The organism is Amycolatopsis benzoatilytica AK 16/65 (assembly GCF_000383915.1).
Lineage (GTDB): Bacteria > Actinomycetota > Actinomycetes > Mycobacteriales > Pseudonocardiaceae > Amycolatopsis > Amycolatopsis benzoatilytica.
Genome location: NZ_KB912942.1, coordinates 7,834,405 through 7,860,716, shown reverse-complemented (window position 1 = coordinate 7,860,716; position 26,312 = coordinate 7,834,405). Strand labels below are relative to the sequence as shown.

Here is a 26,312-nt window from a genome sequence, read left to right as displayed (position 1 = left end):
CAGAAGGTCACTGGCCCGCGTTGGACGGCGGCGCGGTGCCGGTGGGCGACTGGCTCCCGCTGGTCGCCGCCGAAGACGAGGGCTGACTGGACGACGTGGGCGTCTGCTTGTCCTGCGTAGCCGAGGACGAAGGCGGAGCCGACTGTGTAGTAGTGGGGGCGGACGTCGACGCCGGCGGCTGAGAACCCGAAGTCGCCGGTGCCTGCGGCGCCGAGCTGGGGGCGTTGTCGCGATGCGTGTCCTGCTGCTGGCTGGTGTCCGGCTGCCGAGCGATCAGCCCGCTGCCCTTGGTGCCGAAGTCGAAGGTGAACAGCACCGCCAGCGCGACCGCGAACACCGCCACGCTGGTGCCGATGATCAACGGCCAGCGCACCTTCCGCAGTTTCTCGCCGAAGGTCTCCGCCTGCTCCGGCTTGGTAGGACGAAGAGCGGAAATGCGTACCGTCGGCATCTCCGACGGATCCGTGGACAGGTAAACCGTAGGCGCCTCGCTCGGCGAACCGGGATGGCGCACCGGCTCGATCCCGCTGCGGCTCCGCCGCCCGGCAATCGCCTTTTTTGCCGCCTGCCGAGTCCCCTGGAACGACCGCAGGTACAACTCGCCGCCGACCGTGCTCACCACACTGGCCACGCCGGCCCCGATGACCGTGCCGGCAACCCCGAGCGTCGACCCCAGCAGTGCCGCGGTCACCGCCGCCAGGGCAGCCGCCAGCACCGAACTCATGCGGATCTTCTTCCGCTCCTCCGCGGTCTTCTTCTCCTCGCCCATGATCCCGATCTGATCGTCCTCGGCCGTATGCATCCTTCAACGATTAAGTCGGCTGAGGTGCTCCCCTCGTTGCCCCAGCGTGAGAGACGCCACGTTGACTGTCCACAGTGGATGGACTAAAGCTCACACTTTCCTGACATACTCGGCGCATGGACTTCGTGACGATCTCCGACATCGAGGCCGCCGCAGGGCGGATCAAGGGCTCCGCGGTGCGCACCCCGTTGCTGCGCCAGCTCTGGGCTCCGGGCGAATTCTGGGTGAAACCCGAGAGCCTGCAACCGATCGGCGCGTTCAAGATCCGCGGCGCGTACAACGCGATCGCGGCGCTCAGCGACACCGAGCGGGAACGCGGAGTAGTCGCGTACTCAAGTGGCAACCATGCGCAAGCGGTCGCTTACGCGGCCCGCGAATTCGGCATCCCGGCGGTCATCGTGGTGCCCGACGTCACGCCGCGGCTGAAGGTCGAAGCCACCCTCCGCTGGGGCGCGGAGGTGCGCGAGGTGCCGATCGCCGAACGCGAGTCGGCCGCGCACGCGATCATGGCGGAGCGCGGGCTCACCCTCATCCCGCCGTTCGACCATCCGGACGTGATCGCCGGACAGGGCACCGCCGGCCTGGAAATCGCCGAGGACCTGGCGGACGTCGACACGGTGCTGGTCCCGGTGAGCGGCGGCGGGTTCGCCTCCGGCGTCGGCACGGCGATCAAGGCGAAGTGCCCGAACGCGAAGGTCTACGGCGTCGAGCCGGAACTGGCCGCCGACACCGCGGCCAGCCTGCGCGCCGGCGAACGCGTCGCGTGGCCGGTGGCCGACCGCGCCCGCACGATCGCAGACGGGCTGCGCGCGGAGCCGTCCGAGCTGACCTTCGCGCACCTGCAACGCGTGCTCGACGGCATGATCACGGTGACCGAGGACGAGATCCGCGACACCGTGCGCGTGCTCGCCCGCCAAGGCCGGCTGGTGACCGAGCCGAGCGGGGCCACCGCCCCGGCCGCGTACCTGCACCACGCCGACGAGCTGCCCGGCGGCCGCACGGTGGCGATCGTCTCCGGCGGCAACATCGACCCGAAGATGCTCGCGGAACTGCTGGCCTGACGAGCCCCAATGTGGCATTGGGTGCATCCCACGCACCCAATGCCACATTCGCTGCGTCCCACGCACCCAATGCCACATTGGATGCATCCCACGCACCCAATGTGGCATTGGGGTGCGGGCTAGTGGCGCAGCCGGGCCAGCACTGCGTCCAGCCCGCTGCGCACCAGGTCCGGCATCCCGTCCCGGCGCAACCCGGTCAGCAGCTGCTCGTTGATCCCGCCCGGCGTCGTGTGCCGGGTGATCAGCTCGGCCAGCGAACCGCCGCCCGACAGCGACTTCCCGACAGCGACTTCCCGACCTTGGCGAACACGTGCGTCACGTACTCCGAGGCGGCCTCCGCGGCCACCCCGTGCGTGACCATCCACCCGGCGATCGTCGCGAGATAGTCGAGGTGCGCGGCGAACGTCGCGGTCGACGCGCTGAGCACCTCCAGGGCCGGCTCGTCCCGCGGCACCGGGGCCCGGCCAATCCGCTCGAACAGCTCGCGCGCGGCCGGGTCGTCCGGATACAGCACGGTCCGGCTCTGCCGCTGCGCCCCAGTTTCAGTGCCGGCCGCCCGGATGGACGTGCGTCGGCGGGCCCTCGACCCCACAGTGCAGACACTCGCCGGGATGCGGCGATTCATCCGGTTCCGCGGCCGACGAACCCAGCACCCCGTTGTGAATTCCTAACGCGATAAGCCCGCCGGCGATCGCCAGGACCGCGCAGATCACGAGCGCGGTACGCCATCCGGCGGTCAGCGCGACCGGATCCCGGTAGGCCGATCCGGTCAGCCCGGCGGCCGCGGGCAACACCGCGACCGCAAGAAGTCCACCCGAACGGGCTATCGCATTGTTGACGCCGGAGGCGACCCCGGCGTACCGGTCGGGGGCCGCGGCGAGCACCGTCGCGGTCACCGGAGCGACCACAGTGGCCAGTCCGAGTCCGAACACGACCACCGCGGGCAGCACCGAACCGAGATACGACGAACCCGGTTCCACCCGCGTCAGCAACAACATTCCGGCCCCGACCACGATCGGACCGGCCACCAGCTGCAGCCGCGGCCCGATCCGCTGTGCCAGCGCGCCCGAGCGGCCGGACAGCAGCAGCATGATGACCGTGATCGGAAGGCCGGCGAGCCCGGCCAGCGTCGGCGAGTAGCCCAGCGAGACCTGCAGCTGCAGCACCAGCAGCATCATCACGCCGCCGAGCGCCGCGTAAACCACGAAGGTCAGCGCGTTCGACAGGGTGAACGTGCGGTCGCGGAACAGCATGGGCGGCACCAGCGGCTCGGCCGCCCGGTGCTGGAGCCAGAGGAACACCGCAAGCCCGGCGACCCCGACCGCCAGCGCGCTCAGCACCACCGGGTCGCCGGCCCCGTGCACCGGCGCCTCGACCAGCGCGCCGGTCAGCCCGGCCAGGCCCACCGCGCCGACCGCGGCGGCGAAGTAGTCCGGGTGCCCGGTGGCGGCGGTGTCCCGCGATTCCGGCACGAACCGGCGCGCCATCAGCACCACGACCACCGCGAGCGGCACATTGATCAGGAACGCCAGCCGCCACGACCACGCCTGCACCAGCAGCCCGCCGAGCAGCGGCCCGACCGCGGCCGCGATCCCGCCGAGACCGGACCAGGCCCCGATCGCGCGGGCCCGGTCGTCGTGCGCGAAGGACGACTGCAGGATCGCCAGCGACCCAGGCGTGAGCAGGGCACCGCCGACGCCTTGCAGCACCCGGAACGCCACCAGCATCCCGGTGGACGTCGCCGCCGCGCACAGCCCGGACGCGAGGCCGAACCAGACCACGCCGACCAGGTAGACCCGCCGCCTGCCGTAGCGGTCGCCCAGTGACCCGGCGACCAGGATCAGCGCGGCCAGCGCCAGCAGGTAGCCGTCGAGGATCCACTGCAGCCCGGCTACCGAAGCTCCCAGCTCCTCGCCGATCCGCGGCAGCGCGACGTTCACGATGGTGCCGTCGAGCATGGCCATGCCCGACCCGAGGATCGTCGTCCAGAGCACGCCGCGGGCGGCGGACGTGCCCCAGCGGATGCTCGTTCCGCCCGGCGCGGTCACGCGATCAGGGCAGCAGCGTGGTGACGAACTTGTACCGGTCGCCGCGGTAGACCGCGCGGGCGAACTCGACCGGCTTGCCGTCGGTGGCGAACGAATGCCGGGTCAGCATCATCACCGGCATGCCGACGTCCGCGCCGAGGATTTCCGCTTCCTGCGGCCCGGCCAGCGAGGTCTCGATGGTCTCCTCGGCTCGTTCCAGCTCCACGCCGTAGTGCTCGCGCAACACCGCGTACAGCGAACCGCCCGCGGTGATGTGCTTGCGCAGGCCGCGGAACCGGCCCAGCGGCAGGTGCGTGGTCTCGAGTGCCATCGGCTGGCCGTCGGCCAGCCGGAGCCGGCGCAGCCGAAGAATCTTTGCCCCGTTGCGAATCTGAAGAAGTTTCGCCATTTCGCCTTCGACCGGCAGCTCTTCCATTTCCAGCAGCTGCGACGACGGCTTCAGGCCCTGCTTGCGCATGTCCTCGGTGTAGGAGGACAGCTGCAGCCGCTGGGCGAGCTTCGGTTCCGCGGCGAACGTGCCCTTGCCCTGGACCCGGTGGAGCCTGCCCTCCGCGGTGAGGTCCGCCAGCGCCTGGCGCACCGTCGTGCGCGACACGGTGAACTCGCCGGCCAGCGCGCGCTCGGTCGGGATCGGCGATCCCGGCGGCATGGCGTCCAGCAAGTCGAGCAGATGCTGCTTCAGCGCCCAGTACTTGGGTTCGCGCTGCCCGCGCGCAGCAGTCCCCGCCTCGCCCGCGGGGGGTGTCTCCAGCATTACCGACTCCCTCAAAGTCTTCCCAGATTAACGCGCCACTGCCCGTGAAGAAACGTACCCTTCTCCCGACCCGCTCCGCCCAGCTAGCATTGGTCTAGACCTGACCGGACGCCGCTCAGCACACCGGGACGCCCGTCCCGGCGGAGAGGAAAGTGATGACCCAACTACGCCCCGGCGAGCACATGGCCGCGGAAATCTCGGAGCAGCCCGGCATTCTGGCCGGACTGGTCGAGCGGCGGTCCGGGATCGCGGAGGTCGCCGGGCAGATCGCCAAGAACCCGCCCCGCTTCGCGCTGCTCGCCGCGCGCGGTTCCAGCGACCACGGCGCGCTTTACGCGAAGTACCTGATCGAGGTACTCCTCGGCCTGCCGGCCGGCCTGGTTTCGCCGTCCACCGCGACGCTCTACGGCGCCCGTCCCGATCTGCGGGACGTGCTGTTCATCACGGTCAGCCAGAGCGGCGGTTCGCCGGACCTGATCGAGGTCACCGAGACCGCCCGCCGCCAGGGCGCGCTGACCGTGTCGGTCACGAACACCCCGGACTCGCCGCTGAGCGCGGCCGCGGAGCTGGGCGTCGACATCGGCGCCGGCGTCGAGAAAGCAGTCGCGGCAACCAAGACGTACTCCGCCACGCTGATGGCGCTGTACCTGTTCATCGACGCCATCCGCGGCGGCAAGGGCGAGGACGCCGAGAACATCGGCGAACTGGCCCAGCAGACCCTCGACGGCGCGGTCGAAGGCGTACAGCGCGCGGTGGACCGCTATCGCTTTGTCGACCGCGTTCTCACCACTGGCCGCGGCTACTCCTACGCCACCGCACTCGAAGCGTCGCTGAAGCTGGCCGAGACGAGCTACCTCGCGGCTCGGGCGTACAGCGGCGCGGACCTGTTGCACGGCCCGGTCGCGGCGGTCAACGGCGAAACCGCCGTGCTCGCCGCCACCAGCGTCGGTCGCGGCGGCGAGGCGACTCGCGAGGTGCTGCAGGCCGTCACCGAGCGCGGCGCGGACGTGCTCGCGGTCGGTTCCGCCAGCGGCGAAATGCCCGCCGCGCTGCGCATCCCGGTCGCGCCGACCGCCGAAGAACTGGCCCCGGTCCTGGAAATCCTGCCGATCCAGCGGATCGCGCTGGGCCTGTCGCTCGCTCGCGGCGGCAACCCGGACAACCCGCGCGGCCTGCTGAAGGTGACCAAGACCCGGTGACCCTCGTCGTAGGCGTGGACGCCGGCGGCACGTCGACCCGGGCGATCGCGGTCGACTCGGCCGGCGTCGTGCACGGCACCGGCACCGCGGCGGGTGCGAACCCCAACTCGCACCCGCCCGCGGAGGCGGCCGCCCGGATCGCCGGGGCGATCGAACACGCGTTGGCCGGCGAGCGGGACGTCGCCGGCGTCGTCGTCGGCATGGCAGGCGAAAGCAAGCTGTCCGACCCCGCGGTCGCCGCGGAGTTCAGCGCGGCGTGGGAGCGGATCGGCCTCAGCGGCCGGGTTCGTACCGTCAACGACGCCGAAGTGGCTTACGCGTCGGCAACGTCCGAACCGGACGGAACCGTGCTCGTCGCCGGGACCGGCTCGATCGCGGGCCGCGTCCGCGATCGCCGGATGGTCCGCAGTTCCGGTGGCCACGGCTGGCTTCTCGGCGACGAAGGCTCCGGTTTCTGGCTCGGTCGCGAAGCCGTCCGAGCCACGCTCGCCGCGCTGGAGGGCGACGGACCGCTCGACGGGTTGCCCGAGGCGGTCCTGGCCGAGGCGTTCGGACCGTCCGGAGTGGACTTGTCCGATCGCGCCGCCGCGATGTGGGCGCTTGTCACCCGCGCCAATGCGGAGCCGCCGATCCGGCTGGCGCGCTACGCGCCGTTCGTGAGCGCCGCCGCCGCGGCCGGGGAACCGGGAGCGACCGAAATTGTTGCCCGGGGTGCAACGGAACTCGTGCGGGTCGCCCGCGCCACGCGCGAGCCGGGAGAAAAAACTCCGGTCGTCCTCGTCGGCAGCGTGCTCGCCGAAGACAGCCCGGTAGGCACCCGGGTACGCGCGGAATTCGCCGGTCTTACCGTCTTGACCAGCTCCGATGGCGTGCTCGGGGCGGCCTGGCTCGCCGCCGTCGACGCGTGGGGCGAGGACACCCCAAGACCATCCCGACGGGTGAATGCCACCAAAACTTGAGCGGAAGAGTCGAAACCGTCGACTCAACCCCTCGGGTCCAGGTACCGTAGGAACCGGCCCCCGGACCCTCCCCCCTCGCCGGGGGCCGCCTTACGTCCGAGGTCCGGTTCCGGACCCCGCCGCACCCGGGTCTTCCGCCAGTCGAAGGCCCGGGTGACCGGCAGGCAAGGTCCGGTAGAGCACCCAGCCGCTCACCGCCACCGTCGCCGCCACCAGCGGCCAGGAAAGCACCGTGCGCGCCACTCCGAGCGCAACCACCTGCCCGGTCCACCACAGCAGGCCGTAGACCACGACGCGCAGCAAGTACTGCAGCACCCACACGCCGCTCGCCCACGAATACGAGCGCAGCAGCGCCGGGTCGCGCCGCCACCGGCTCTTCTGCCCGATCAGCAGCCCGACGATCACGCCCAGCAGCGGCCAGCGCACCGCGATACTCGCCGCGAACAGCAGCGCGCTCGCCGCGTTCGAGAACAGCTGCAGCAGGAAGAAGTCCTCCGCGCGGCCGGTGTGCATCGCGATCAACGCCGCGATCACCACCGCGGCCAGGCTCACCACTACCGCCCGCGCTTTGTCGCCGCGGATCAGCCGGTACGCGCCGAGCAGCACGGCCACCGCGATCGCCGCTCCGGCACCCCAGGCAATCGATTGCCCGGCCGCGAGCCAGCCGACGACGAACGCGACCGGCGGGACGCTCGCGTCGATCGCACCCCGCCGTCCGCCGAGAATCTGGGTGAGCGACTCCCGCGCCGGCGGCTTCGGGGTCTCGTCTGTCACGGCTACCAGCCTGCCGCAACTCGCGGCGGAACCCCCAGGCCGGGAGATCTAGCCCACAACGTGCCTGGCAGTGCCCGGTTCGCGAGCTTCCTCCCGGTGAAAATACCGTAATGCGGAGGCGGAAACCCCCGACAAAGTAAGAGACTGTGACATCTCGTCAAACTCGTCATGTCCGACGGGAAGGATACGGGGACGTCCGACTGTTAGTTGGGGTGTACAACTACATCCGGGGAATCTTCACGGGGAACAGGCGCGCACTGACGGGAAAGGGGAACCCAGCGTGTACGGGATCAACAGCTATGTGGCCATCGGGGACAGCTTCACCGAGGGCCTCAACGACGAGCGGCCGGACGGGACGTTCCGCGGCTGGGCCGACCGGCTCGCCGAGATGCTGGCCGGCGAGGAGGCCGGTTTCCAGTACGCGAACCTGTCCCTGCGCGGCAAGATGCTCGACGAGATCATGGACGAGCAGGTTCCGATCGCTCTGGACCTGAAGCCGGATCTGGTCACCCTGTGCGCGGGCGGCAACGACGTCATCGTCCCGGGCGTGGACGTCGACGCGATCGCCGCCCGGTTCGAAGCGGGCGTGGCGAAGCTGACCGCCGCCGGCATCCCGGTGGTGATCTTCAACGGGCCGGACACCAAGCAGCTGTCGGTGATGAGCGTGCTGCGCGGCAAGGTCGCGATCTACAACACGCACCTGTGGGCGATCGCGGCCCGGCACGGCGCGAAGATGGTCGACCTCTGGACGATGGAGCCGCTGCACGACCAGCGAGCCTGGAGCGACGACCGGCTGCACTTCACGCCGGACGCGCACCGCCGGATCGCGCTGCACGCCGCCGAGGTGCTGGGCGTGCCGGTGACCGAGGACTGGCGCGAGCCGTACCCGCCGAGCACCGAACCGGCCACCTGGATGACCTCGCGCAAGTCCGACCTGGCCTGGACGAAGGTGCACCTGCTGCCGTGGATCCGCCGCCAGCTGCGCGGCGAGTCGATGGGTGACGGTCTGTCACCGAAGCGGCCGCAGCTGGCCCCGCTGGTGCCGAACGACCCGGCCGGCCTCGACTTCGACGTACGGGGCAACGCGACCGCTTCCTGACCGCCGCCTCCCGCGCGGACGCCCGGATCCGCTCCGGCGCCGCGCGGGAGGCGGCCGTCGGCACCAGCCCGCGCGGCGAGAGCCACCCGAACGGCGGTGCGGACCAGGTCGCCAAGCGGACGAGCCCGGCATATGGTCAATATTTATGTCCGGTGCACGAGGGTGGCTTCGCGTGATCCCCGTGGCGGTGGTGGTCACCGCCCTGCTCGCGGGCCTGGTCACCTGGCTGCAGGCCGGCGGGATCCAGGATGATCTCTCCGCCCGGTCACGCTCCGCGCTCGACGCGGCCGGGCTGGTCGGCGGCAATGTCCAGTTCTCCGGCCGCCAGGCCACGCTCTCCGGGTTCCCGGCCGAGCAGGCCGGGCGGGCACTGGGGGTCGTGCAGGGCGTCGAAGGCGTCGAGTCCGCGACGGTGTCCGGCGGGACCGGGCCGGCCTCGTCAGTACCTTCTCCGTCCGCGCCCCCGTCGACCACCCCGCCGGCCAGTCCGCCGACTTCGTCCGCCGCCCCGCCGCCGTCGGCGCCGCCGACCGACCGCGACGGGATCCAGGCCGAACTGGACCAGAAACTCGCGGCCGCGCCGATCACCTTCGATCCGGACAGCGCCGACCTGACTTCCGACGGCGAGCAGGCCGCGCGCGACATCGCGCCGATCCTGCGCGACGCCCCCAACGACCTCCGCTACCGGATCACCGGCCAGGTGGCGGACGGGCCGGGCGGGCGCGGCGCGGCGCTGAAGCTCTCCCGCAAACGCGCGCTGACCGTCATCCGGCTGCTGACCGACGAGGGCGTGCCGTCCGACCGGCTGCTCGCGGTGGCCAGCGCGGACCCCACCTCGAGCGGCGACCGTCGGGTCGAAATCACAGTGGAACAGAGGTGATGGCTCATGCTGTGGCTCTTCGGGCAGATCTGGCTCTGGCTGCTCGTCTCGTTCCTGCTCGGGGCGACGGCGACCTGGCTGCTGATGCGCACCGCCCGGCCGAAGCGGGCGGTGCAGCCGTCCGCGCCGCTCGCCGCACCGGTCGAGCAGCCCGCCGAGGAGACCCGGCACATCCCGGCCAACCCGTACGACTCCGGCTACGAGGAGCCGTACGGGCATTACGAGGACGAGCCGGAGCGGGTCTACAACGACTACCCGGAGGTCGACCCGGACGAGCCGTACGACGCCCGCTACCCGGACTCCGGCGCGCGCCCGCTGCCCGATCCGGAGGCCGATCTCCGGCCGCGATTGTCCGGCGAACTGAACTGGCCCGGCCAAGACCAGCAGAGTCCGCACTGGCCGCACAGCGACGAACCCGCGCCCCGGCGGCCTGGACGCGGTGGCTGACACCCACCTGGTAGATTCGGCTACGCACGGTAAGCGGGCGCCGAGGGCCCCGGACAACGTCAGGAGGTCCGATGGCGCTCCCGCACTGGACGCCGCAGAGCCTGCTGCCGCCGGGCCGCCACCACGCCGACCTCGCCGACGTCTACGAGCGGCTGGTCTACGACGCGCCGCACCAGAACGAGCGCGAAATCGTGTTCAGCGCGCTCAACAGCTACCTCGGCGTCGCCCAGCGGGTGATCCCGTCCGGACGGGCCTGGCTCGGCGGCGCGTTCGTCACCCGCACCACGCATCCACCGCACGGGCTGGACGTGGTGCTGCTTCCCGATGACTGGGGCGCGCTGAAGCGACTGGACGACACCGGTCGCACCGCGCTGTACGGACTGCTGACCCTGCGCGGCATCATCGTCGGCCAGCCGGCGATGTACCTCGACCAGATCCAGCCGGTGGGCGGCATGCTCGACGGTTTCCTCTGCCGCCCCGGCGACGAGGACGTGTGGGAATCGGTGTGGGCCGAAGGCGGCCGAGGCATCCCGGAGATGGTGTGGTGAGGAACGAGTTCCGGCGGATCGCCGACGAGATTCCCGGCGGCACGTGGCTCGACGATCTCGCCCGCGCGTCGGCGATGGCGGCGAACGCGAAGTTCGAGCGGACGTCCCGCGCGCCGCTGTTGCACGTGTCGGTGATCGGCGAGACGCACATCGACGCGTACACCTTCTCCGACATCAGCCGGGCGCTGCAGGACGCGACGGCGAAGATCGGCCACATCATCCGCAATCCGTCCAATGAGGTCACCTTCGTCCAGCAGGCGGACCGGGACAAGGCTCCGCTGATCCAAAAAGGACAGGCGGGCAACGCGATCTTCTTCGGCTTCCCGGAGCCGGCGCTGGACGACGCGCTGATCCACGACGGCATCGAAACGCTGTCCGAGCGGGCGGTGAAGGAACTCTGCGATTTCTTGCCCGCCAACGGTTCCGACGACGGCGCGCTCGACGCGGTACTGCTGCAGCGCGACACCGTCCGCAACGCGGTGAGCGACGTCGTGAACGCGGTGAGCAAGCACGCCGGGATCGGCATGGCGCTCACGCCGACCGCGGGCGAGCAGGTCACCCGGAGCATGACGGCGGCGCAGGCGCGGGTGCTGCAAGGCAGTCTGCGCGAATCCCGCGAGGCAGTCGGCTACGAGACGGTGACCGGCCGGCTGGACGGCGTCCGCACCCGACGGCGGATCTTCTACCTGGAGCGCGAATCCGGCGGCACCATTCAGGGCGCGGTGGCCGAGGATCTGCTCGACCAGATCAAGGAAAACCTGGACCGCCCGGTCACCGCGCGGTTGCGGGTCGTGCGCACCACGACGATCGACGGACGCCGCGGGCGGCCGGTGCACGAGCTGCTCGAGATCACGCCGGAAGTCAGCCTCTTCGACCACTGACCCGCCGTTGACCAGCAGGTCACGGCCGGTTTACCCAGGCAGCTTGCTATCGATAGTCGCGTGCGGAGACCTTCGGAAGTCCGCCTTTTCGACCCGAGAATGATGCGCTCCGGCGCATTCCGACGGGAAATGACCCCGTTGATCGGGACACGGTAAATGGATGACATTGTCAGTCGATAACGATTCCCCCAGGCCGGGTTGAATCTGGGCTAGCGTCTTCGCCAGCCCACCCCGGAAGAGGAACGCATGACGACCGAGCAGCCGTATCCGGCCGCAGCTGCGCGACACAGCCGGACCACTGCCCGCCCTGGTCCGCTCCGTCCACAACAGACTCCGCAGGACGACCTGCACCGCAAGCCGAACTGGCCCGGCGCACTCGCCACCGCCTTCGGCCTCTCCGCGGCGGCCGTCGCGTTCGTCGCCGACTGGGGCTTCCTCGGCTGGCCGCTCGCCGGGATCGGCCTGGCTGCCGGGATCACCGGAATCGTGCTGGCCTCGAAGGGCTCGATGCGCGGCTTGGGGATCGCGCTCACCGGCACCGTGCTTTCGGCGCTGGCCGCGCTGCTGTGCGGGGCGATGGCGCTGTATCCGTCGATGTTCGGCACGGCGCGCGCCGGTGAGCTGCACATTCCGCCGCAATCAGGCGAGAAGCACACGGTGGACTTCGTGGTGAGCTCCGCCGGCGGCGCGACGGTCCGGTACGGGACGTTGAACGACCAGCGGACCGCGGAGTCGCCGCCGAGCACGGACGACTGGCATGGGCACGGATCGTTCAACGGCGGGACGCCGATCCTGTCGCTGACGGCGGACACCGCCAACGCCGGGGTGACGAACCAGATCACCTGCCAGATCCTGGTCGACGGGAAGAAGGTGGCGGAGAACAGCGGAACTTCGATCGCCCTGTGCACGGCCAACGTGGGGTGACTCTCCGCTGGGGCTTCCGGCCGGGTTCCTCCTGGGGCTTCCGTATGGCACTTCCGCCCGAGGTTTCGCCCTGGTTCCGTCCGCTTGGGGCTTCCGCCGAGGTTCCACTCGGGAGTTACGCCTGGGGCTTCCGCCGAGGTTCCACTTGGGAGTTACGCCGAAGTCCGTGAAGGGCCCCTTGAGGGAATCTAAGTCCGTGAAGGGGCCCTTCACGGACAGACCAAGGGTGCCGCGGACGGAGCCCCTCAACGAGCCAAGCGCGTGATCGACGGCTTCTGTACGCGTGCTCGACGGCAGAGACACCAGTCAACCCCTGGAAACCGGCCTGGCGGCCGGCCGGCCTACCCCCATGTCGGCCGGCCAACCGCCACCGAACCGCTCCTGGCGGTTCTTCCAGGTCCGCGAACGACTGCGGTCCCGTCGCCGGCTTCACAGACTGCCCCTCCCCTAGGGCTCCACCGACATTAGAGCCGACACTACGCGGAGTGCCCCTCCTCTGACTAAGAATTCACTAAGCGTCCGCGATTATTAGCCCGCTGACCTGCGGAAACCAGCCTGAACATTGTTCAAGCGCACCCCTTGCCGACCGCCTGCTCACTGGTTCGCGGCCGCCTCCTCGCGCAGTTCGCCGACCTGCCGGGGGTTCATCCGCTCGTACAGCGCGATCGCCAGGGTGTACTGCTCGGCCGCCAGGCCAGGCTGCCCCTTCGCCCGCAGGATCCGGGCCAGGGTGACTCGCAGGATGCCTTCCTGCAGCTCGAACTGGCGCGCGACGGCCAGGGACACCGCCTCGCGCGCGTAGTTCTCCGCCGCCGTCAGGTCGCCGATGTCCAGGTGCAGTTCCGCGAGGTTGTTCAGGGACACCACCGCGTAGCTGTCGTCGCCCAGCTGCCGGTCGATCTCCAGCGACGCCAGCTCGTGGGTGATCGCATCCGCTGGGCGTCCGGCGCGCTTCTCGGTTTCCGCACAGTTGTTGAGTGCCTGGCCGCGTAGCTCCAGGTCACCGGTCCGCTCGGTCTCCGCCGCTGCCTCCAGCAGGCGTTCGATCGCCTCGTCGTAGCGGCCCAGCAGGGTCAGCACGCTGCCCAGGTGGATCTTGGCGACGGTCAGCGAGCGGCCGTCCAATCCGGTGGCCAGGCCGACCGCGCGCTCGGCGTCGGCGAGGCTGTCCTGCGCCAACTCGAACGTCAGCGCGATGGCGCACCGGGAAATCAGCATCCAGCACTGCCCGAGCGGCTCGTTCGCGGCTTCGGCGGCGGCCAGCCCCAGGTCGACCAGCCGCACCCACTCCTCGTACAGCGGGCACACCACGCGATACGTGTGCGCGACCCGGGCCAGCCGCCACACGTCGGCGTAGCGGCCGTCCGCGTGGGCGGCGTCCAGGACCGCCAGCAGGTTCGGCCATTCCGCGGCGAACCAGTCCTGTGCCTGGTCGAAGGTGCCCAGCGGCGGCAGCGCGTCCGGCGGGACCAAGCCCGTCAGGTCGAGCGGGTCGACGATCCGCAGCATCTTGCGGCGCGCGGTGTCCGATGCGGCCTGGTGGTAGCGGACCGCGCGGTCCAGCACGGCGGCGCGTTCGGCTGGGTCCAGCTCGGTCTCCGCCAGCTCGCGCAGGTACAGCCGGACCAGGTCGTGCGGGGCGAAGGCGTCGCGAGAGACCTCAGCAAGCAGGTTGTGCGCGGCCAGCGTGCGCAGTTCGCGGCGGGCCTGCTCGATCGGGATCTCCGCGACCGCCGCGGTGAAGTGGGCACCGGTGTGCCGAGCGGGAGTCGCGCCCAGCCGCAGCAGCGTCCGGGCCAGGCCGTCGGGCAGGCCGCGGAAGGAGACGTCGAACGCGGCGCGCACGCCGTCGTCCGCGCCGGTGACCTCCAGACCGGCCAGCCGGGTGCGTTCGTTGCCCAGCTCGCCGACGAGATCGCTTATCGTCCATTGTGGACTCGCGGCGAGCCGGGCTCCCGCGATCCGCAGCGCGAGCGGCAGGTAGCCGCACAGCCGGGCCAGCGCGTGGTTCAGGTCGAAATCGGCGGCTCCGGCCAGTTCCTCGATCACGCTCACCGCGGCCTCCGGCGCGAGAGTGCCGAGCACGCGCAGCTTCGCCGCGTTCGACACGGCCAGCGCTTCGAGCCGGGACCGGCTGGTCACCACCGTCATCGACCGCGCGCCGGGCGGCAGCAGCGGACGCACTTGCTCGGCCGAGCGCGCGTCGTCGAGCAGCACCAGCAGCCGGCGGCCGGCGATCACCGAGCGGTACAGCGCGACACGCTCGTGGATCTGCTCCGGCACCTCGTTGGCCGGCACGCCCAGTCCGAGCAAGAACTGCGACAACAGATCGCCCGGGTCGGCAGGGGCGTGGTGCGGGTCGAAACCGTGCAGCGCCGCGTACAGCACGCCGTCCGGGAACAGCTTGGCGGCGCGGTGCGCCCACCAGATCACCAGCGCGCTCTTGCCCACGCCCGCGGTGCCGGACACCACCACTGTGCTGTCGCCGTGCTCCGCGAGCCCGTTCAGCCAGGCGACTTCCTCTTCCCGCCCGGCCAGCGTCGGCAGCGCAGGCGGCAACTGGGACGGCGTTCCGGCCGGCTCCGGAGCCGACGCGCCGCGCACCGCCAGGTCGTCGTTCAGCACCCGCTCGTGCAGCCAGCGCAGGTCGGCCCCCGGTTCGACGCCGAGGTTGCGCAGCGTGGCGCGCGAGACGGTGCGGTACAGCTCGAGCGCCTCTCGCCGGCGCCCCGCGTGGTAGAGCGCGCGCATCAGCTGACCGGCGGTGCGTTCGGCGAGCGGGTCGGCTCGGAGGATCGGGCTGAGCTCCACGATCAGCTCGTCGAACCGGCCGAGTTCGAGATCGGCGTCCACCCGGGCGTGGTGGATCGCCCGGCGGAGGTCTTCCAGCTCGGGTGCCCGCACCGACTCCGGCACCCCGGCCAGCGTCGGGCCCTGCCACAGCGCGAGCGCCTCGGCGAGCAGCTGGGCGGCGCGTTCGGACGATTCCAGCGCGGCCTGCTCGAGCAGCGCCCGTGCGCGATGCGCGTCGATCCGCTCCGGGGCCAGGGAAAGCTGGTAGCCGGGCGGACGGGTGTGGATCTCGGCGACCGGATCGGCCATCTCGCGCAGCAGCCGGCGCAGCTGCGAAACGTTCCCGTGCACGATGGTGCGCGCGGTGGCTGGCGGGTCGTGGCCCCACAAGGCATCGATGATCTCGTCCAGCGGCACCACCTTGCCCACGCGCAGCGCTAGCAGCGCCAGCAGCCCCCTCACCCCGGGACCGCCGACGGGTACCGCACGGCTGCCGTCGAGCAGCCGTACCGGGCCGAGCAGTTCGACCCGCGCGCCGGCCTCCGCCATGCTCGCGCGCACCTCCAGGCTCTCCCCCAGCCAGACTGGCCAACTTACCGTGAGGAGAAGCCCGCAGAAACCGCTCTTTCGTGAATTCCTGTCCCGAACAGACGAGTCCGGCCCCGCACCATCAGTCCCGATCTGATGGCATGGGGCCGGACCCGGTGTTCGCCGGCCGGGCCGACAGGGGCCGGTCCGCCCGTTTTCGGCTGTCCGCCCGCGGTTCGGGGGGCTCACCCCGAGCAAGAACCCGGATCGCCGCGGACAGCCCGCACCCCGCGGCCAGGCTGCGGAGTGGCGACAACGTAACAGGGCGCACATTCGCGGCTACCGGCGACCTGCCGTATCGCGACAGTGGCCCTGGTCACCGCATGATCGGCGTCGAGTTCCGGCCGGCGATGAACGACGGCCGCGGCTCGCTCGCCGCGAACGGCTGCTGCAGCGCGTTCTCCACGCTGTTGAACACCAGGAAGATGTTCGAGCGCGGATACGGGGTGATGTTGTTCGAGGACCCGTGCATGATGTTCGAGTCGAACCACAGCGCCGAACCGGCGGCACCGGTGAACTGCTCGATGCCCTGGTCGGCGGCCAGCTTGGTGATGTCGTCGTTGGTCGGTACGCCGACCCGCTGGTCCTTGAGCGAGCTCTTGTAGTTGTCGTCCGGGGTCTCGCCGACGCACTGCACGAAGGTGCGCTGCGAGCCCGGCATGACCATCAGCCCGCCGTTGTACGGGTAATTGTCGGTGAGCGCGATCGAACAGCTCACCGCGCGCGGCACCGGCATCCCGTCCTCGGCGTGCCAGGTCTCGAAGTCGGAATGCCAGTAGAACCCGGTGCCCTTGAACCCCGGCATGTAGTTGATCCGGCTCTGGTGGATGTAGACGTCCGAGCCGAGGATCTGCCGGGCCCGGTCGAGCACCCGCGGGTCGCGAACCAGCTCGGCGATCAGGCCGGAGATCTCGTGCACGTCGAAGATCGAGCGGACCTCGCCGGTCCGCGCTTCGGTGATCACGCGTTCGTCGTCGTGCAGCGTCTCGTCCGACGAGAGCCGGACGACCTCCTGCCAGTACGTCTGGACCTCACCGGGCGAGAGCAGTCCGTCCACCACCGTGTAGCCCTTGGCGTCGTGATTGGCCAGGGTCGCGGCGTCGATCGGGCCGTCTGCCTCGGTACCCCACACCGTGGGGTGCACGCGCGGAAGGTGCTCCGGCGTACCGGTGATCCGGGTCGGGTAACCGTCATCGACCCGGGTGTCCATGATCGTCACAGTGGTTCGCCTCCAGTTCTGCTGGCGTTTCTGCTTTCTCGCGGTGGGAGTGGCGCGGGTTCAGGAATTCTCTTCGACGACCAGCGGGTAGACGCCGTTCTCGTCGTGCACCTCACGGCCGGTGACCGGCGGGTTGAACACGCACACGCACTTGATCTCGGTCTTGGGCCGGACCTGGTGCTTGTCGTGGTCGTTGAGCAGGTAAAGCGTGCCCGGCTTGAGCGGGTGCACCTCGCCGGTGGCGAGGTCCTCGATCTCGCCCTCGCCCGAGGTGATGAAAACGGCCTCGATGTGGTTCGCGTACCAGAAGTCGTTCACGGTGCCCGCGTACAGCGTGGTCTCGTGCACCGAGAAGCCGACGCCCTCCTTCGCGAGGACGATGCGCTTGCTGCGCCAGTTCGGGGTCTTGATGTCGGCGTCGGTGTCGGTGATCTCGTCGAGCGTGCGGACCAGCAAAGGACGGCTCCTTGTCAGTGTTCGGTCGGTTTTACTTGAGGACGGCGGCGATGGACTCGGCGATGATCGCCAGGCCCTCGTCCAGCTCCTCGTCGGTCAGGGTGAGCGGCGGCAGCAGCTTCATGACCTCGCCGTCCGGGCCGGAGGTCTCCATCAGCAGGCCGCGGTCGAAGGCTTCCTTGCAGACCGCGCCGGCCAGCTCGCCGTTCGCGAACTCGAGACCGCGCGCCAGCCCGCGGCCCTTCGCGACGAGGTTCGCCTCCGGATAGGTCTCCACGATGTCCTTGAACGCGCTCGCGATCCGCTCGCCCTTGGCCTTGGTGGACTTCTCCAGCTCGTCGTCGCTCCAGTACACCCGGATCGCCTCGGCCGCGGTCACGAACGCCGGGCTGATGCCGCGGAAGGTGCCGTTGTGCTCGCCCGGCTCCCACACGTCCAGCTCCGGCTTGATCAGCGTGAGCGCCATCGGCAGGCCGTAGCCGCCGATCGACTTCGACAAGCAGATGATGTCCGGCTTGATGCCGGCGTCCTCGAAGCTGAAGAACGCGCCGGTGCGGCCGCAGCCCATCTGCACGTCGTCCAGGATCAGCAGGATGTTGTGCCGCTTGCACAGGTCGTCCAGACCGCGCAGCCAGTCCAGCCGCGCGGCGTTGATGCCGCCCTCGCCCTGCACGCCCTCCACGATCACCGCGGCGGGCTCGTTCAAGCCGCTGCCGGAGTCTTGGAGCAGCTTCTCGAAGTACATGAAGTCCGGCATCGCACCGTCGAAGTACTGGTCGTACGGCATCGGCGTGGCGTGCACCAGCGGAATGCCCGCCGCGCCGCGCTTCATCGAGTTGCCGGTGACCGACAGCGCACCCAGCGTCATGCCGTGGAAGGCGTTCGTGAAGTTGATGACCGACTCCTTGCCGGTCACCTTGCGCGCCAGCTTCAGCGCGGCCTCCACCGCGTTCGCGCCGCCCGGACCCGGAAAGACGATCTTGTAGTCCATCTCGCGCGGCGCGAGGATCTTGTCCCGGAAGGTCTCCAGGAAGTCCCGCTTCGCCACGGTGAACATGTCCAGCGCGTGCGTCACGCCGTCGCGCTGGATGTAGTCGACCAGCGCCTGCTTCAGATGCGGGTTGTTGTGCCCGTAATTCAGCGCACCGGCACCGGCGAAGAAGTCCAGGTACGCCTTGCCGTCCTCGCTGTAGAGCCGGCTGCCCTGCGCCCGGTCGAAGACGACCGGCCACCCCCTGCTGTAACTGCGTACTTCCGATTCGAGCTCTTCGAAGATGCTCATAGCGTTTTCTTTCGCTCCTACTCGGCGAAATTGACGGGTTATTAGCGGCGCAGCGGCCCGATGCGGTAAAGATCTTCGGGCTCGTGCGCCTCCCCCTGCGGAAAATCGGCGACCTCGAACAACCGGGTGCGCTCCAGATCGGCGTTCCAGCGCTTCGCGAACGACTCGAACAGCCGGATCGAGGCTTCGTTGTCCGGGGTGATGGTGGTTTCCAGGTATCGCACGCCGTTGTCGACCAGCCGCTCGTACAGGCGGTCCAGCAGCTGCCCGGCCAGGCCTTTCCCGCGCTGCGAGGCATCGACGGCGACCTGCCAGACGAGCGCGGCCTCCGGCTCGGCGGGCCGCCGGTAGGCGATCACGAATCCGACCGCTTCGCCGTCGACGCGGGCGACGACCGAGGTCTCCGCGAAATCCTTGCACCACAGCAGGTACGCGTACGGCGAGTTCAGATCGAGCTTCTGCGAATCACGTGCGATTCGCCAAAGGGCGGCGCCATCGGCCTTGGTCGGGGATTCGATCAAGTGCTTTCCGGACATACTTGGGAAACGTAACAGAGAATTTTCTTGCCGCCAGCGATCCACGCCACGTCCACCGCCCTCACCTGGGACTACCTTGTTACCCCGGTGAGCAGGACCACAAACCTGTTTGACCGCACGCGAGGCTGGGTATGGACGTGCGCCTGGGCCGCACACCGTGGGTGCGCGACCTGGTACTTGAGACGATGGGCCGTTTCCCGCCCGGCCGCAACTCAGCATCGCGAAATGCCGTGCCGAGCTGCGAGTCCGGCGGGACCTCGCAGCCAGTTTTCAGCGCCGCTTCCGGCCGCGCCGCAACCCTCGTCCGATGCTCGCCACCGGAGTCCAGACCGCGGGCAGGATCAGCAGCGCGACGACCGCGAGCCACCACAGCGGGGCCTCGCCGCGCCGCCAGCCCGCGACGAGATCGCCGAGCCAGCCGAACAACGGCTTGGCGACCGGCGGGAGGAAAGCGGCAAAGAGCAACGCTGCCAACATAAGCACGGCGAGCACGGTAAGCACCATTCGCCACGTGCGCCTCAACGACAGCAAACTCACCACGAGGAACACGAGCGCACCGGCGGCCACCGGCAGGCCGACCCACTGCAGCACGGAGCCGCCTTCGCCGCCGAGCACGAACCCGGCGACCGCGGTGATGGCCGCGGCGAGCAGATTCCACGGCCGGCCCAGCCGGGTCGCGCCCTGGGTGACCCACCACGTACTGCGCCCGCTGAGCTGCGCGAATTTCGCGAGCGGCTGGAGGGTTTTCGGGACCCGGGTGGCAGTGGAGGCGGCATTGAGGCCGGCCGCGCCTGCTTTGACGATCGTTTTGGTGAGCAGGGCGGAGCCGAGTTCGCCTTCGAAGCGTTCAGCGGAAACCTGGCAGGCTTGGAAGGCGCGTTGTGCGGCGTCGTCGGAGGAGCCGGCCGGGGCGGTTCCTTGCCCGGGTTGCGGAAGCGGCGGGACGATTCCTTGCCCGGGCTGAGGAAGCGGCTGTGCCGCCGGTTGGCTCGGTTGCCGGAGCGGTTGGCCATTGCTCGGCTGCGGAAGCGGTTGCGCGACCACTGGCCGACTCGGTTGCGGCAAGGGCGTTGCGCCGGCCGCGGCCCGGCCCGGCTGCGCGGGTGCGGCAGTCGGTGCCGGCTGGGGCAGCGGCGGAACGGTCGCGGCGATTTGCCCCGGCTGAACCAGTTCGGCGGACTGACCGGGTTGAGCTACCGCTTGGACAGCGGCCACTGTCTGCCCCGGCGAAGCCGCCGCCTGAGCCACCGCGGCAGGTTGGGACGGCTGCGGCAACGGCTGAACGTGCACCGCGGATTGCCCAGGCCGCACCGGAGCGAGCGGCCGCGCCGCCATCAGTTTCCGGAAACTCTCCGAAGCTTTTCCATTGCCTTCCTTCGCGTCCGCCGTCGCCTGCTGCGCCAGCACCGGCAGCTCCTCCCGCGCGATGACCAGCTGCCTCGGCTTCGCGAGCACCATCGAGGTGATCGGCATGCTCGTCGGCGTCCCGGCGCCGAACTCCACCGGCGACAGATTCGCGTCCAGGCCGAGGAAAGCGAGTTCGTCGCCGAGCTGGCTGAGCAAACCGGGCAGATCCGAGGGCATCCCGTTGTCCGCCGGCGAAGGCGGCTGCCAGCCGATGGACAAGAACGTCGTCCTTGCCTGCTCCCGGAATTCCTCCCGCCCGACGATGTCGCGCAGCACCCGCAGCCGGTTCGGATCGAGCAGGCACTGCACCAGCCAGCCGGCGGCGTCGACCCGGCCCCACATCCAGTCGTTCGCCCGCCAGGACGATTTGTAGAACCCGCCGAAGTTGTTCGCCTGCGTCCCGGTCAGCTTGTCGCGCCCGCGCGGACGCGACAGATCCAGCAGCGTCCGGCTGTCCGCGCTCACCTGCACCAGGTCCACGCGCTGGTCCACTGCCGGAGTCTCGGCCAGCAGCCCGCGCGTCGCCATGTGCAGCAACAACAATCGCGCCATCACGAATCCGTCGGCGGGGTCGGAGTCGTCCAGGCCGAACCAGTCCAGCAGCGTCGTCACCGTGTCAGCGGCGTCCTGCGACCACTGGACTTCCTTGCCCGCCAACGCTCGCAACACCGGTGCGGTCTCCCGCAGCGCACCGGTGATCTCCGGCCACGCCTCGCGGACCGCGTCCGACGTGCCCAGGTGCGCCCATTCCCTCGCGAGCTGACCGATCCAGTCGTGCAACGTGGTGCCCGGGGCGGGTGGTTCGTGCCGCGCGACCCAGGCCGGCAGCCGCACCGTACGGGCGGCACCGCGACGGGCCGCGTGCATCCGGACGCGGGCCTGGTTGAGCTGCGCCGCCTGCGCCTGGTCCGGGCCCATCCGGAACCCGGCATTGATCAGCTGCAACCCCATCGCGACCGCGTCTTCCAGCGCGGTAGTCCGGTATCCGGCCATTTCGGCGGCCGTGCACGATTCGCCGGGCAACGCGGCCGGCATCTCGCTGCGCAGCCCGTCCGCGGCGACGTCCTGCAGCAGCGCCGAATTCCCGGCCGCCCACGAACTGTCCTCATCGGACATTTCGAACCGGCGGGTGACCGCGCGCACCAGATCGGCCGCGTCCAGCGCGACCCGGCGGTCCAGGTACGCCCGGTGCACCCGGTCGTCCACCAGCTGCCCGCCGCGCAGGCCCAGCGACGCGAGCGCGACCCGGGTGTCCCGGGTGCGGGTGACCGAAGCGTTGTGCTGGCTCAGTTCCTCCAGCTCCCTGCTGATCGTCTGGCTCATGATGGTCGAGGCGACCTTCGCCAGCGCGGTGCCGAGCATCGGCGGATTCGCCGGATCGCACGGCAGGTCCTTGACCTCCGGGCCGACCGCCGGGACGACGTAGAGCAGCAGCCGCCGGACGTCCGTGGACGAGGACCGCTCGAAAATCTCCCGCATCGCCGGCCGCAGCGGCTTGTTCACCAGCACGCCGCCGTCCGCCAGCCAGTGCGAGCGCACCAGTTCGGTGTAGTCGGTCATGTCCGGGTGCGCGTGGTCCGCGGCCGCCGGGCCGATCGGCAGCCGGGACAGCTCGAACGCGCCGGGGAACGACGCGCTGGAGCGGGCGGCCAGCGCGAGCGGGGCGTGCACCTGGTTGTTCCACAATGGACCTTCGAAGCGAAACAGCATCCGATGCTCGGTGTCGCTCACCCGGTTGCCGAGCGCGTCGTCGTATCGGGTGGTCTCGCCGTCGATCATGGTTCCGGTGAGCAGCACGGTGACGTCCGGCGGATCGACCGGCACCACGCCTGCCGTGGTGATGTCGTGCATCGCCTGGGTCAAGCCGCCGAGCAGGACCCGGTCGCCGTCCAGCACTGAACGCGGCTGGCTTTCCTTCGGGTCGCGGATCAGATTTTCCAGCGACCCGGCGGTGAGCCAGGTGTCGCGCAGCACCGCGGGCGTCGAGCGGTACGCCTCGGCGAGACCGAGACACGCGGCGTTGATACCGCCCGCGCTGGTGCCGGTGAGCACGTCGAGCCGTACCGACGCGTGCAGCAGATCGAGCAGTTTCCGGTAGCCGCCTTGATCATCCGGCGTGCGCGACGCGTGCAGCAGCGCCGACGTCTCGGTGGCGACTCCGCCCATCCACACGGCCAGGCTGGATCCCCCCACCATGGCCATCGCGATCCGGATTTCCTGCGGCCACGGCACCGCCGACGCTCCCTCTCCCATGCCGGCCAGTGTCCCGGCTGCGAGCAGCCGCCCACAAGAGGGTTGCTTTCAACGACGCCGGACAGCGCGCGCTCAGGTCGCCAGGTGTTCCAGCAGCAGGACCTGCGCCTCGCCGACCGCGAACCCGAGCACCGCGCCGGTCGCGATCAGAATCCATTCGTCCTGCTGGAAGGCCGGCCGCAGCAGCTGCTCGAACTCCTCCGCGGACAGCTCCTTCATCTTGCCGACCAGCACGTTCCGGATGTCCATCGCGTCGGTGGCGTAGTCCTCGATGTAGCTCATCGTGTCCGGCAGCCGGGTCATGATCTGCTCCGAGATGGCCAGCTTCATGTCCTGGTACCGGCGGCTGCCGATGGCGAACACCAGCAACGGTTTCGCCACGTTCGCCGCCCGGCCGAGCTCGCGGTCCAGCTGCTGCTGGATCAGCGCGAGCACGCGATCGGACAGCGGCCCCTGCAGCACCGCCTCGATCACGTTGTGCGGGGTGATGATCTCCTTGGCGATCAGCTCGCCGTACGCCTCGGCGACTTCCGCGCGGCGCTTGAGGAACAGGCCCTGCCAGGTGACGCCGAAGTACTTCTTCGGCTCCAGCGGGTAGAAGATCATCCGCAGCGCGAGCCAGTCGGTGAACCAGCCGGTGAACAGGCCGAACAGCGGCATGATCAACGGGAACTTGAACAGCACCCACGCGACCATCTGGATCACGCCGATCAGCCCGCCGAACACCAGTCCGGAGCGGGCGATGAATTTGAACTCCTCCGCGCCGGCTTCCTGGAAGATCCGGTTGAGCAGCCGCTTGTCCTTGACCAGGCTGGTGACCACCATGCCCTTGAGGTCGAACACGCTGTCCACATCGGACTGAATGAGTTCCAGCACGGCTTTGACCATGCGCGGCGATTCGGCCTGCACGCGCTGGATCACCAGCCGCTGCACGCCCACCGGCAACGATTCCCACAGGCCCGTCTGATAGTGCCCGGCGACCTCGCGCACGATGTCCTCGACCGCGGCGAGCAGCGGTTTCTCGATCTCCTTGGCGATCCGGTCGGCGTCGAGGCGGGCGACCACCTCGGCCGGTTTGATCAACTGCTCGGTCATCGTGTCGCAGGCGATGCTCGCCATCCGCGCGGCACGCTTCGGCACGATGCCCTGCCAGCCGAAGAACGGCTTGACGCCGATGAACTCCACCGGCTGGAACATCATCCGGATCGCGACCAGCTTCGTGCCGTACCCGATCAGCGCGGCGACGACCGGGATGGAGACATAGAGCGGCCAGTGCCGGACGAAATCGTCGAGGATGCCCGACACGAACCCGCCCATCGGACTCAGCCCAGGCTCGGGTCGCAGGCCCGCCAGAACTGCGCGCCTAGCCGCGAGACGTGGACGGTGCGCCGGATGATCTTGATCCGCTTCACCTGCTTCTCCACCTCGCGGACCGATTCGTCGGTCAGCAGGATTTCGTACTGCGTCTCGAGCGAGGGCACCTCCTCGTCGAGTTCGACCAGTCCGAGGCCGATCAGCCGGGTCACGTAGCCGGGCACCTGGTCCGGCAGAGACACCCCGGCCACCTTGCCGACCGTCGAGGCGTTGCGCAGCACGATCCGGCCGGTGCCGCCGACGGCGGTGCGCTCGGCGACGTCGATCGCGGGGAACGGCGAGCCGTCGGACAGCGCGGAGAGGATGCGCGCCTCGTCCGGGGTGAGCTGGCGCAGGATGATCGCGTACAGGTACTCGCGGGCTCGTTCGCGGCCGAAGCCGATGGAGTGGTTGAGCAGCTCGGCCATCGCCGCGCGCAGCGGTTCGATGTGGTCGCGGGCGGGCACCAGCGTCACGGTCGCCTCGACGGTGCGGCTGCCGGGGTCGACCCGGTTCATCGCGGACGCCGCGGTGAGCGCCGCGTGGTACGGGTCGTCAACCTCGTCCAGGCGGCGGCGCAGCTCGCTGAGCAACCCTCGTTCGACCTGCTTGAGGCCGCGTTCGGCGGTGTCGATCCCGGGCAGCTTGCGGGTCAGCCCGAAGCCGGCGCGCGCGGCCCAGCCGGCCAGCTGGCCAGCCCGGCGCGCGAGGTTGGCCACGTCGTCGGCGGTGGCTCGGCCGTTCGGTCGCTCGTAGTCCACGGGCGTGCTCCCCTCGCTGTTCGCGATGATGCTACCTGCGAGTAGGCCGGATGGCCCTGTGCTGCCGCTCTCGTGGGTGTTGGATACGCGCATGACCGCGCCGTGGGGACCGCCGATCGACGTGCTGCCGCTGCTCGCCCGCGAGGAACAAGCGCTGATCGACGTGCTGTCCGGGCTGCGGGCGGCGGAGTGGGCCAAGCCGGCGGCCGGCGAGTGGACGGTGCACGACCTCACCGCGCACGTGCTGGGCTTGAAGCTGCGGCGGCTGTCCCGGGAGCGGGACGGGCACGCCGGCGACGGGCCGGTCGAGGCGTGGGTGCCGGCGTTCCGGCTGATGTCGCCGGAGGTGCTGTTCGCGATGTTCGTGGACAGCACCGCCCAGCTGACCGAACTGTGGAAGCACCGCGACCTGGACGGACCGGCTCCGTTGTGGCTGACCGTCGCCCGGGACTATGCCGAGCAGTGGGTGCACCACCAGCAGATCCGCGAGGCGGTGGGCGTGCCGCTGCTCGACGAGCCGGAGTTTCGGACGCCCGTCGTGGACACGTTCCTGCGGTCCCTGCCGCAGGCGTTGCGCGACATCGCCGCGCGGACCGGGCGGCAGGTGGCGTGCACGATCGACGGGGCCGGGCGATGGACGGTGCGAGCCGCTTCGGACGGATGGGCGATCGACCGCGGGGCAGCCACGTCTCGGTCTCCGCTCGCGACGCTGACGGTGGACGCGGACGCGTTCTGGCGGTCCTGCAGCGGCCTTCCGGCAGCGAAGGCGCAGGTCAGCGGGGATCCCGCGGTATGCGAGATCCTGCTGAGCCTGCGCGCTCCGGAGTGGTGCCGGCTCTGATCAGCGGCGGCGGCGCGCTTGTTTCCGCAGCTGGAGGATGCGCGCTCCGCCGATCAGCGCGACCAGCGCCGCGCCCGCGATGGCGGAGAAGAGCATCGCCACCGCGAGCGGCATCGAGCCGGACGCGCCGAGGAAGTGGACGGTCGCGGTGTCCAGGTTCTGCAGGATGAAGACCAGCAGGAACGCCAGCACCACGATCGCCACGACCACGGCGATCCAGGTGCCGCTGATCCGCGTCGGCTTCATCTTGCCGGGTTTACGGGCAGGCGGTTTCGTTACGGCCGGCGGTACGGCTTCGCCGGCGGGAGCGCCGGCCGGGTCGAGCGCGCCGGGCACCTCGGCGCCCGGCGCCTCGGGGATCTCCGATTTCGCGACCCGGTCGGGGCCGTCATTTCGCGCGTGAGACATGTCGTGATTGTCCGCCCACTCGCAGTGATCCGCTATCTC

Annotated in this window: 24 protein-coding genes; 10 read left to right on the top strand and 14 right to left on the bottom strand. The window is 70.1% G+C overall.

What is annotated here, in order from left to right:
- Positions 1-7 precede the first annotated feature (7 nt).
- A complete protein-coding gene (locus tag AMYBE_RS0136765; RefSeq protein ID WP_020664395.1) occupies positions 8-802 on the bottom strand; it encodes a hypothetical protein in 795 nt (264 codons plus the stop codon).
- 116 nt (positions 803-918) lie between these two features.
- On the opposite strand from AMYBE_RS0136765, the gene AMYBE_RS0136760 reads away from it, so the two are divergent.
- Complete coding sequence (locus AMYBE_RS0136760) at positions 919-1,863, top strand: threonine ammonia-lyase (protein WP_020664394.1); 945 nt, start codon at positions 919-921, stop codon at positions 1,861-1,863.
- 241 nt (positions 1,864-2,104) lie between these two features.
- Here the strand turns inward: AMYBE_RS0136760 and AMYBE_RS43005 are convergent, their stop codons facing one another.
- The 3 genes from AMYBE_RS43005 to AMYBE_RS0136745 are packed head-to-tail and all read right to left on the bottom strand — an operon-like array spanning position 2,105 to position 4,665.
- Entirely contained in the window at positions 2,105-2,377 is a 273-nt protein-coding gene (locus tag AMYBE_RS43005) for a hypothetical protein (RefSeq protein ID WP_051124835.1), read from the bottom strand.
- A gap of 28 nt (positions 2,378-2,405) precedes the next feature.
- Entirely contained in the window at positions 2,406-3,911 is a 1,506-nt protein-coding gene (locus AMYBE_RS0136750; RefSeq protein WP_020664392.1) for an MFS transporter, read from the bottom strand.
- A gap of 4 nt (positions 3,912-3,915) precedes the next feature.
- A complete protein-coding gene (locus tag AMYBE_RS0136745) occupies positions 3,916-4,665 on the bottom strand; it encodes a GntR family transcriptional regulator (RefSeq protein WP_020664391.1) in 750 nt (249 codons plus the stop codon).
- Positions 4,666-4,820: 155 nt separating this feature from the next.
- On the opposite strand from AMYBE_RS0136745, the gene AMYBE_RS0136740 reads away from it, so the two are divergent.
- Complete coding sequence (locus AMYBE_RS0136740; protein ID WP_027928402.1) at positions 4,821-5,864, top strand: SIS domain-containing protein; 1,044 nt, start codon at positions 4,821-4,823, stop codon at positions 5,862-5,864.
- On the top strand, positions 5,861-6,823 hold the full coding sequence (locus tag AMYBE_RS0136735) for an N-acetylglucosamine kinase (RefSeq protein ID WP_020664389.1): 963 nt from the start codon (positions 5,861-5,863) through the stop codon (positions 6,821-6,823). The genes AMYBE_RS0136740 and AMYBE_RS0136735 overlap by 4 nt, the downstream gene beginning before the upstream one ends.
- Positions 6,824-6,913: 90 nt before the next feature.
- Here the strand turns inward: AMYBE_RS0136735 and AMYBE_RS0136730 are convergent, their stop codons facing one another.
- Positions 6,914-7,597, bottom strand: a complete 684-nt coding sequence (locus tag AMYBE_RS0136730) for a DUF3159 domain-containing protein (RefSeq protein ID WP_020664388.1) — start codon at positions 7,595-7,597, stop codon at positions 6,914-6,916.
- A 280-nt stretch (positions 7,598-7,877) separates the two neighbouring features.
- Between AMYBE_RS0136730 and AMYBE_RS0136725 the strand changes: the two genes are divergently transcribed.
- The 6 genes from AMYBE_RS0136725 (at position 7,878) to AMYBE_RS0136700 (ending at position 12,376) form a co-directional block, all read left to right on the top strand.
- Complete coding sequence (locus tag AMYBE_RS0136725) at positions 7,878-8,696, top strand: SGNH/GDSL hydrolase family protein (RefSeq protein ID WP_020664387.1); 819 nt, start codon at positions 7,878-7,880, stop codon at positions 8,694-8,696.
- 172 nt (positions 8,697-8,868) lie between these two features.
- On the top strand, positions 8,869-9,576 hold the full coding sequence (locus AMYBE_RS0136720) for an OmpA family protein (RefSeq protein WP_020664386.1): 708 nt from the start codon (positions 8,869-8,871) through the stop codon (positions 9,574-9,576).
- Between the two features lie 6 nt (positions 9,577-9,582).
- Positions 9,583-10,023 carry a hypothetical protein gene (locus tag AMYBE_RS0136715; RefSeq protein WP_020664385.1) on the top strand — a complete coding sequence of 147 codons (441 nt, stop codon included), beginning with the start codon at positions 9,583-9,585 and terminating at the stop codon, positions 10,021-10,023.
- A gap of 71 nt (positions 10,024-10,094) precedes the next feature.
- Positions 10,095-10,571 carry a DUF6932 family protein gene (locus tag AMYBE_RS0136710; RefSeq protein ID WP_020664384.1) on the top strand — a complete coding sequence of 159 codons (477 nt, stop codon included), beginning with the start codon at positions 10,095-10,097 and terminating at the stop codon, positions 10,569-10,571.
- Positions 10,568-11,452 carry a hypothetical protein gene (locus AMYBE_RS0136705; protein ID WP_027928401.1) on the top strand — a complete coding sequence of 295 codons (885 nt, stop codon included), beginning with the start codon at positions 10,568-10,570 and terminating at the stop codon, positions 11,450-11,452. Before AMYBE_RS0136710 ends, AMYBE_RS0136705 begins: the two co-directional genes overlap by 4 nt.
- Before the next feature lie 246 nt (positions 11,453-11,698).
- On the top strand, positions 11,699-12,376 hold the full coding sequence (locus tag AMYBE_RS0136700) for a hypothetical protein (RefSeq protein WP_020664382.1): 678 nt from the start codon (positions 11,699-11,701) through the stop codon (positions 12,374-12,376).
- A gap of 594 nt (positions 12,377-12,970) precedes the next feature.
- Here the strand turns inward: AMYBE_RS0136700 and AMYBE_RS0136695 are convergent.
- The 8 genes from AMYBE_RS0136695 to AMYBE_RS0136660 form a co-directional block, all read right to left on the bottom strand.
- Positions 12,971-15,718 carry an AfsR/SARP family transcriptional regulator gene (locus tag AMYBE_RS0136695; RefSeq protein WP_020664381.1) on the bottom strand — a complete coding sequence of 916 codons (2,748 nt, stop codon included), beginning with the start codon at positions 15,716-15,718 and terminating at the stop codon, positions 12,971-12,973.
- Between the two features lie 355 nt (positions 15,719-16,073).
- A complete protein-coding gene (gene thpD, locus AMYBE_RS0136690) occupies positions 16,074-16,976 on the bottom strand; it encodes an ectoine hydroxylase (protein ID WP_020664380.1) in 903 nt (300 codons plus the stop codon).
- A 60-nt stretch (positions 16,977-17,036) separates the two neighbouring features.
- Positions 17,037-17,432: an ectoine synthase gene (locus AMYBE_RS0136685; protein WP_020664379.1), complete on the bottom strand. Its 396-nt coding sequence runs from the start codon at positions 17,430-17,432 to the stop codon at positions 17,037-17,039.
- Between the two features lie 31 nt (positions 17,433-17,463).
- Positions 17,464-18,714: a diaminobutyrate--2-oxoglutarate transaminase gene (ectB, locus tag AMYBE_RS0136680; RefSeq protein ID WP_020664378.1), complete on the bottom strand. Its 1,251-nt coding sequence runs from the start codon at positions 18,712-18,714 to the stop codon at positions 17,464-17,466.
- Between the two features lie 41 nt (positions 18,715-18,755).
- Positions 18,756-19,250: a diaminobutyrate acetyltransferase gene (ectA, locus tag AMYBE_RS0136675; RefSeq protein ID WP_020664377.1), complete on the bottom strand. Its 495-nt coding sequence runs from the start codon at positions 19,248-19,250 to the stop codon at positions 18,756-18,758.
- 270 nt (positions 19,251-19,520) lie between these two features.
- Positions 19,521-22,910: a patatin-like protein gene (locus AMYBE_RS43000; protein WP_020664376.1), complete on the bottom strand. Its 3,390-nt coding sequence runs from the start codon at positions 22,908-22,910 to the stop codon at positions 19,521-19,523.
- A gap of 72 nt (positions 22,911-22,982) precedes the next feature.
- On the bottom strand, positions 22,983-24,227 hold the full coding sequence (locus AMYBE_RS0136665) for a DUF445 domain-containing protein (protein ID WP_020664375.1): 1,245 nt from the start codon (positions 24,225-24,227) through the stop codon (positions 22,983-22,985).
- 5 nt (positions 24,228-24,232) lie between these two features.
- Complete coding sequence (locus AMYBE_RS0136660) at positions 24,233-25,024, bottom strand: Abi-alpha family protein (protein ID WP_020664374.1); 792 nt, start codon at positions 25,022-25,024, stop codon at positions 24,233-24,235.
- A 91-nt stretch (positions 25,025-25,115) separates the two neighbouring features.
- On the opposite strand from AMYBE_RS0136660, the gene AMYBE_RS0136655 reads away from it, so the two are divergent.
- The gene (locus tag AMYBE_RS0136655) at positions 25,116-25,865 is read left to right on the top strand and encodes a maleylpyruvate isomerase family mycothiol-dependent enzyme (protein WP_034289778.1); all 750 of its coding nucleotides are present in this window, start codon (positions 25,116-25,118) and stop codon (positions 25,863-25,865) included.
- On the opposite strand, the gene AMYBE_RS0136650 is transcribed toward AMYBE_RS0136655, so the two are convergent.
- Positions 25,866-26,273 carry a LapA family protein gene (locus AMYBE_RS0136650; RefSeq protein ID WP_020664372.1) on the bottom strand — a complete coding sequence of 136 codons (408 nt, stop codon included), beginning with the start codon at positions 26,271-26,273 and terminating at the stop codon, positions 25,866-25,868. It lies immediately after the preceding gene.
- Between the last annotated feature and the right edge of the window lie 39 nt (positions 26,274-26,312).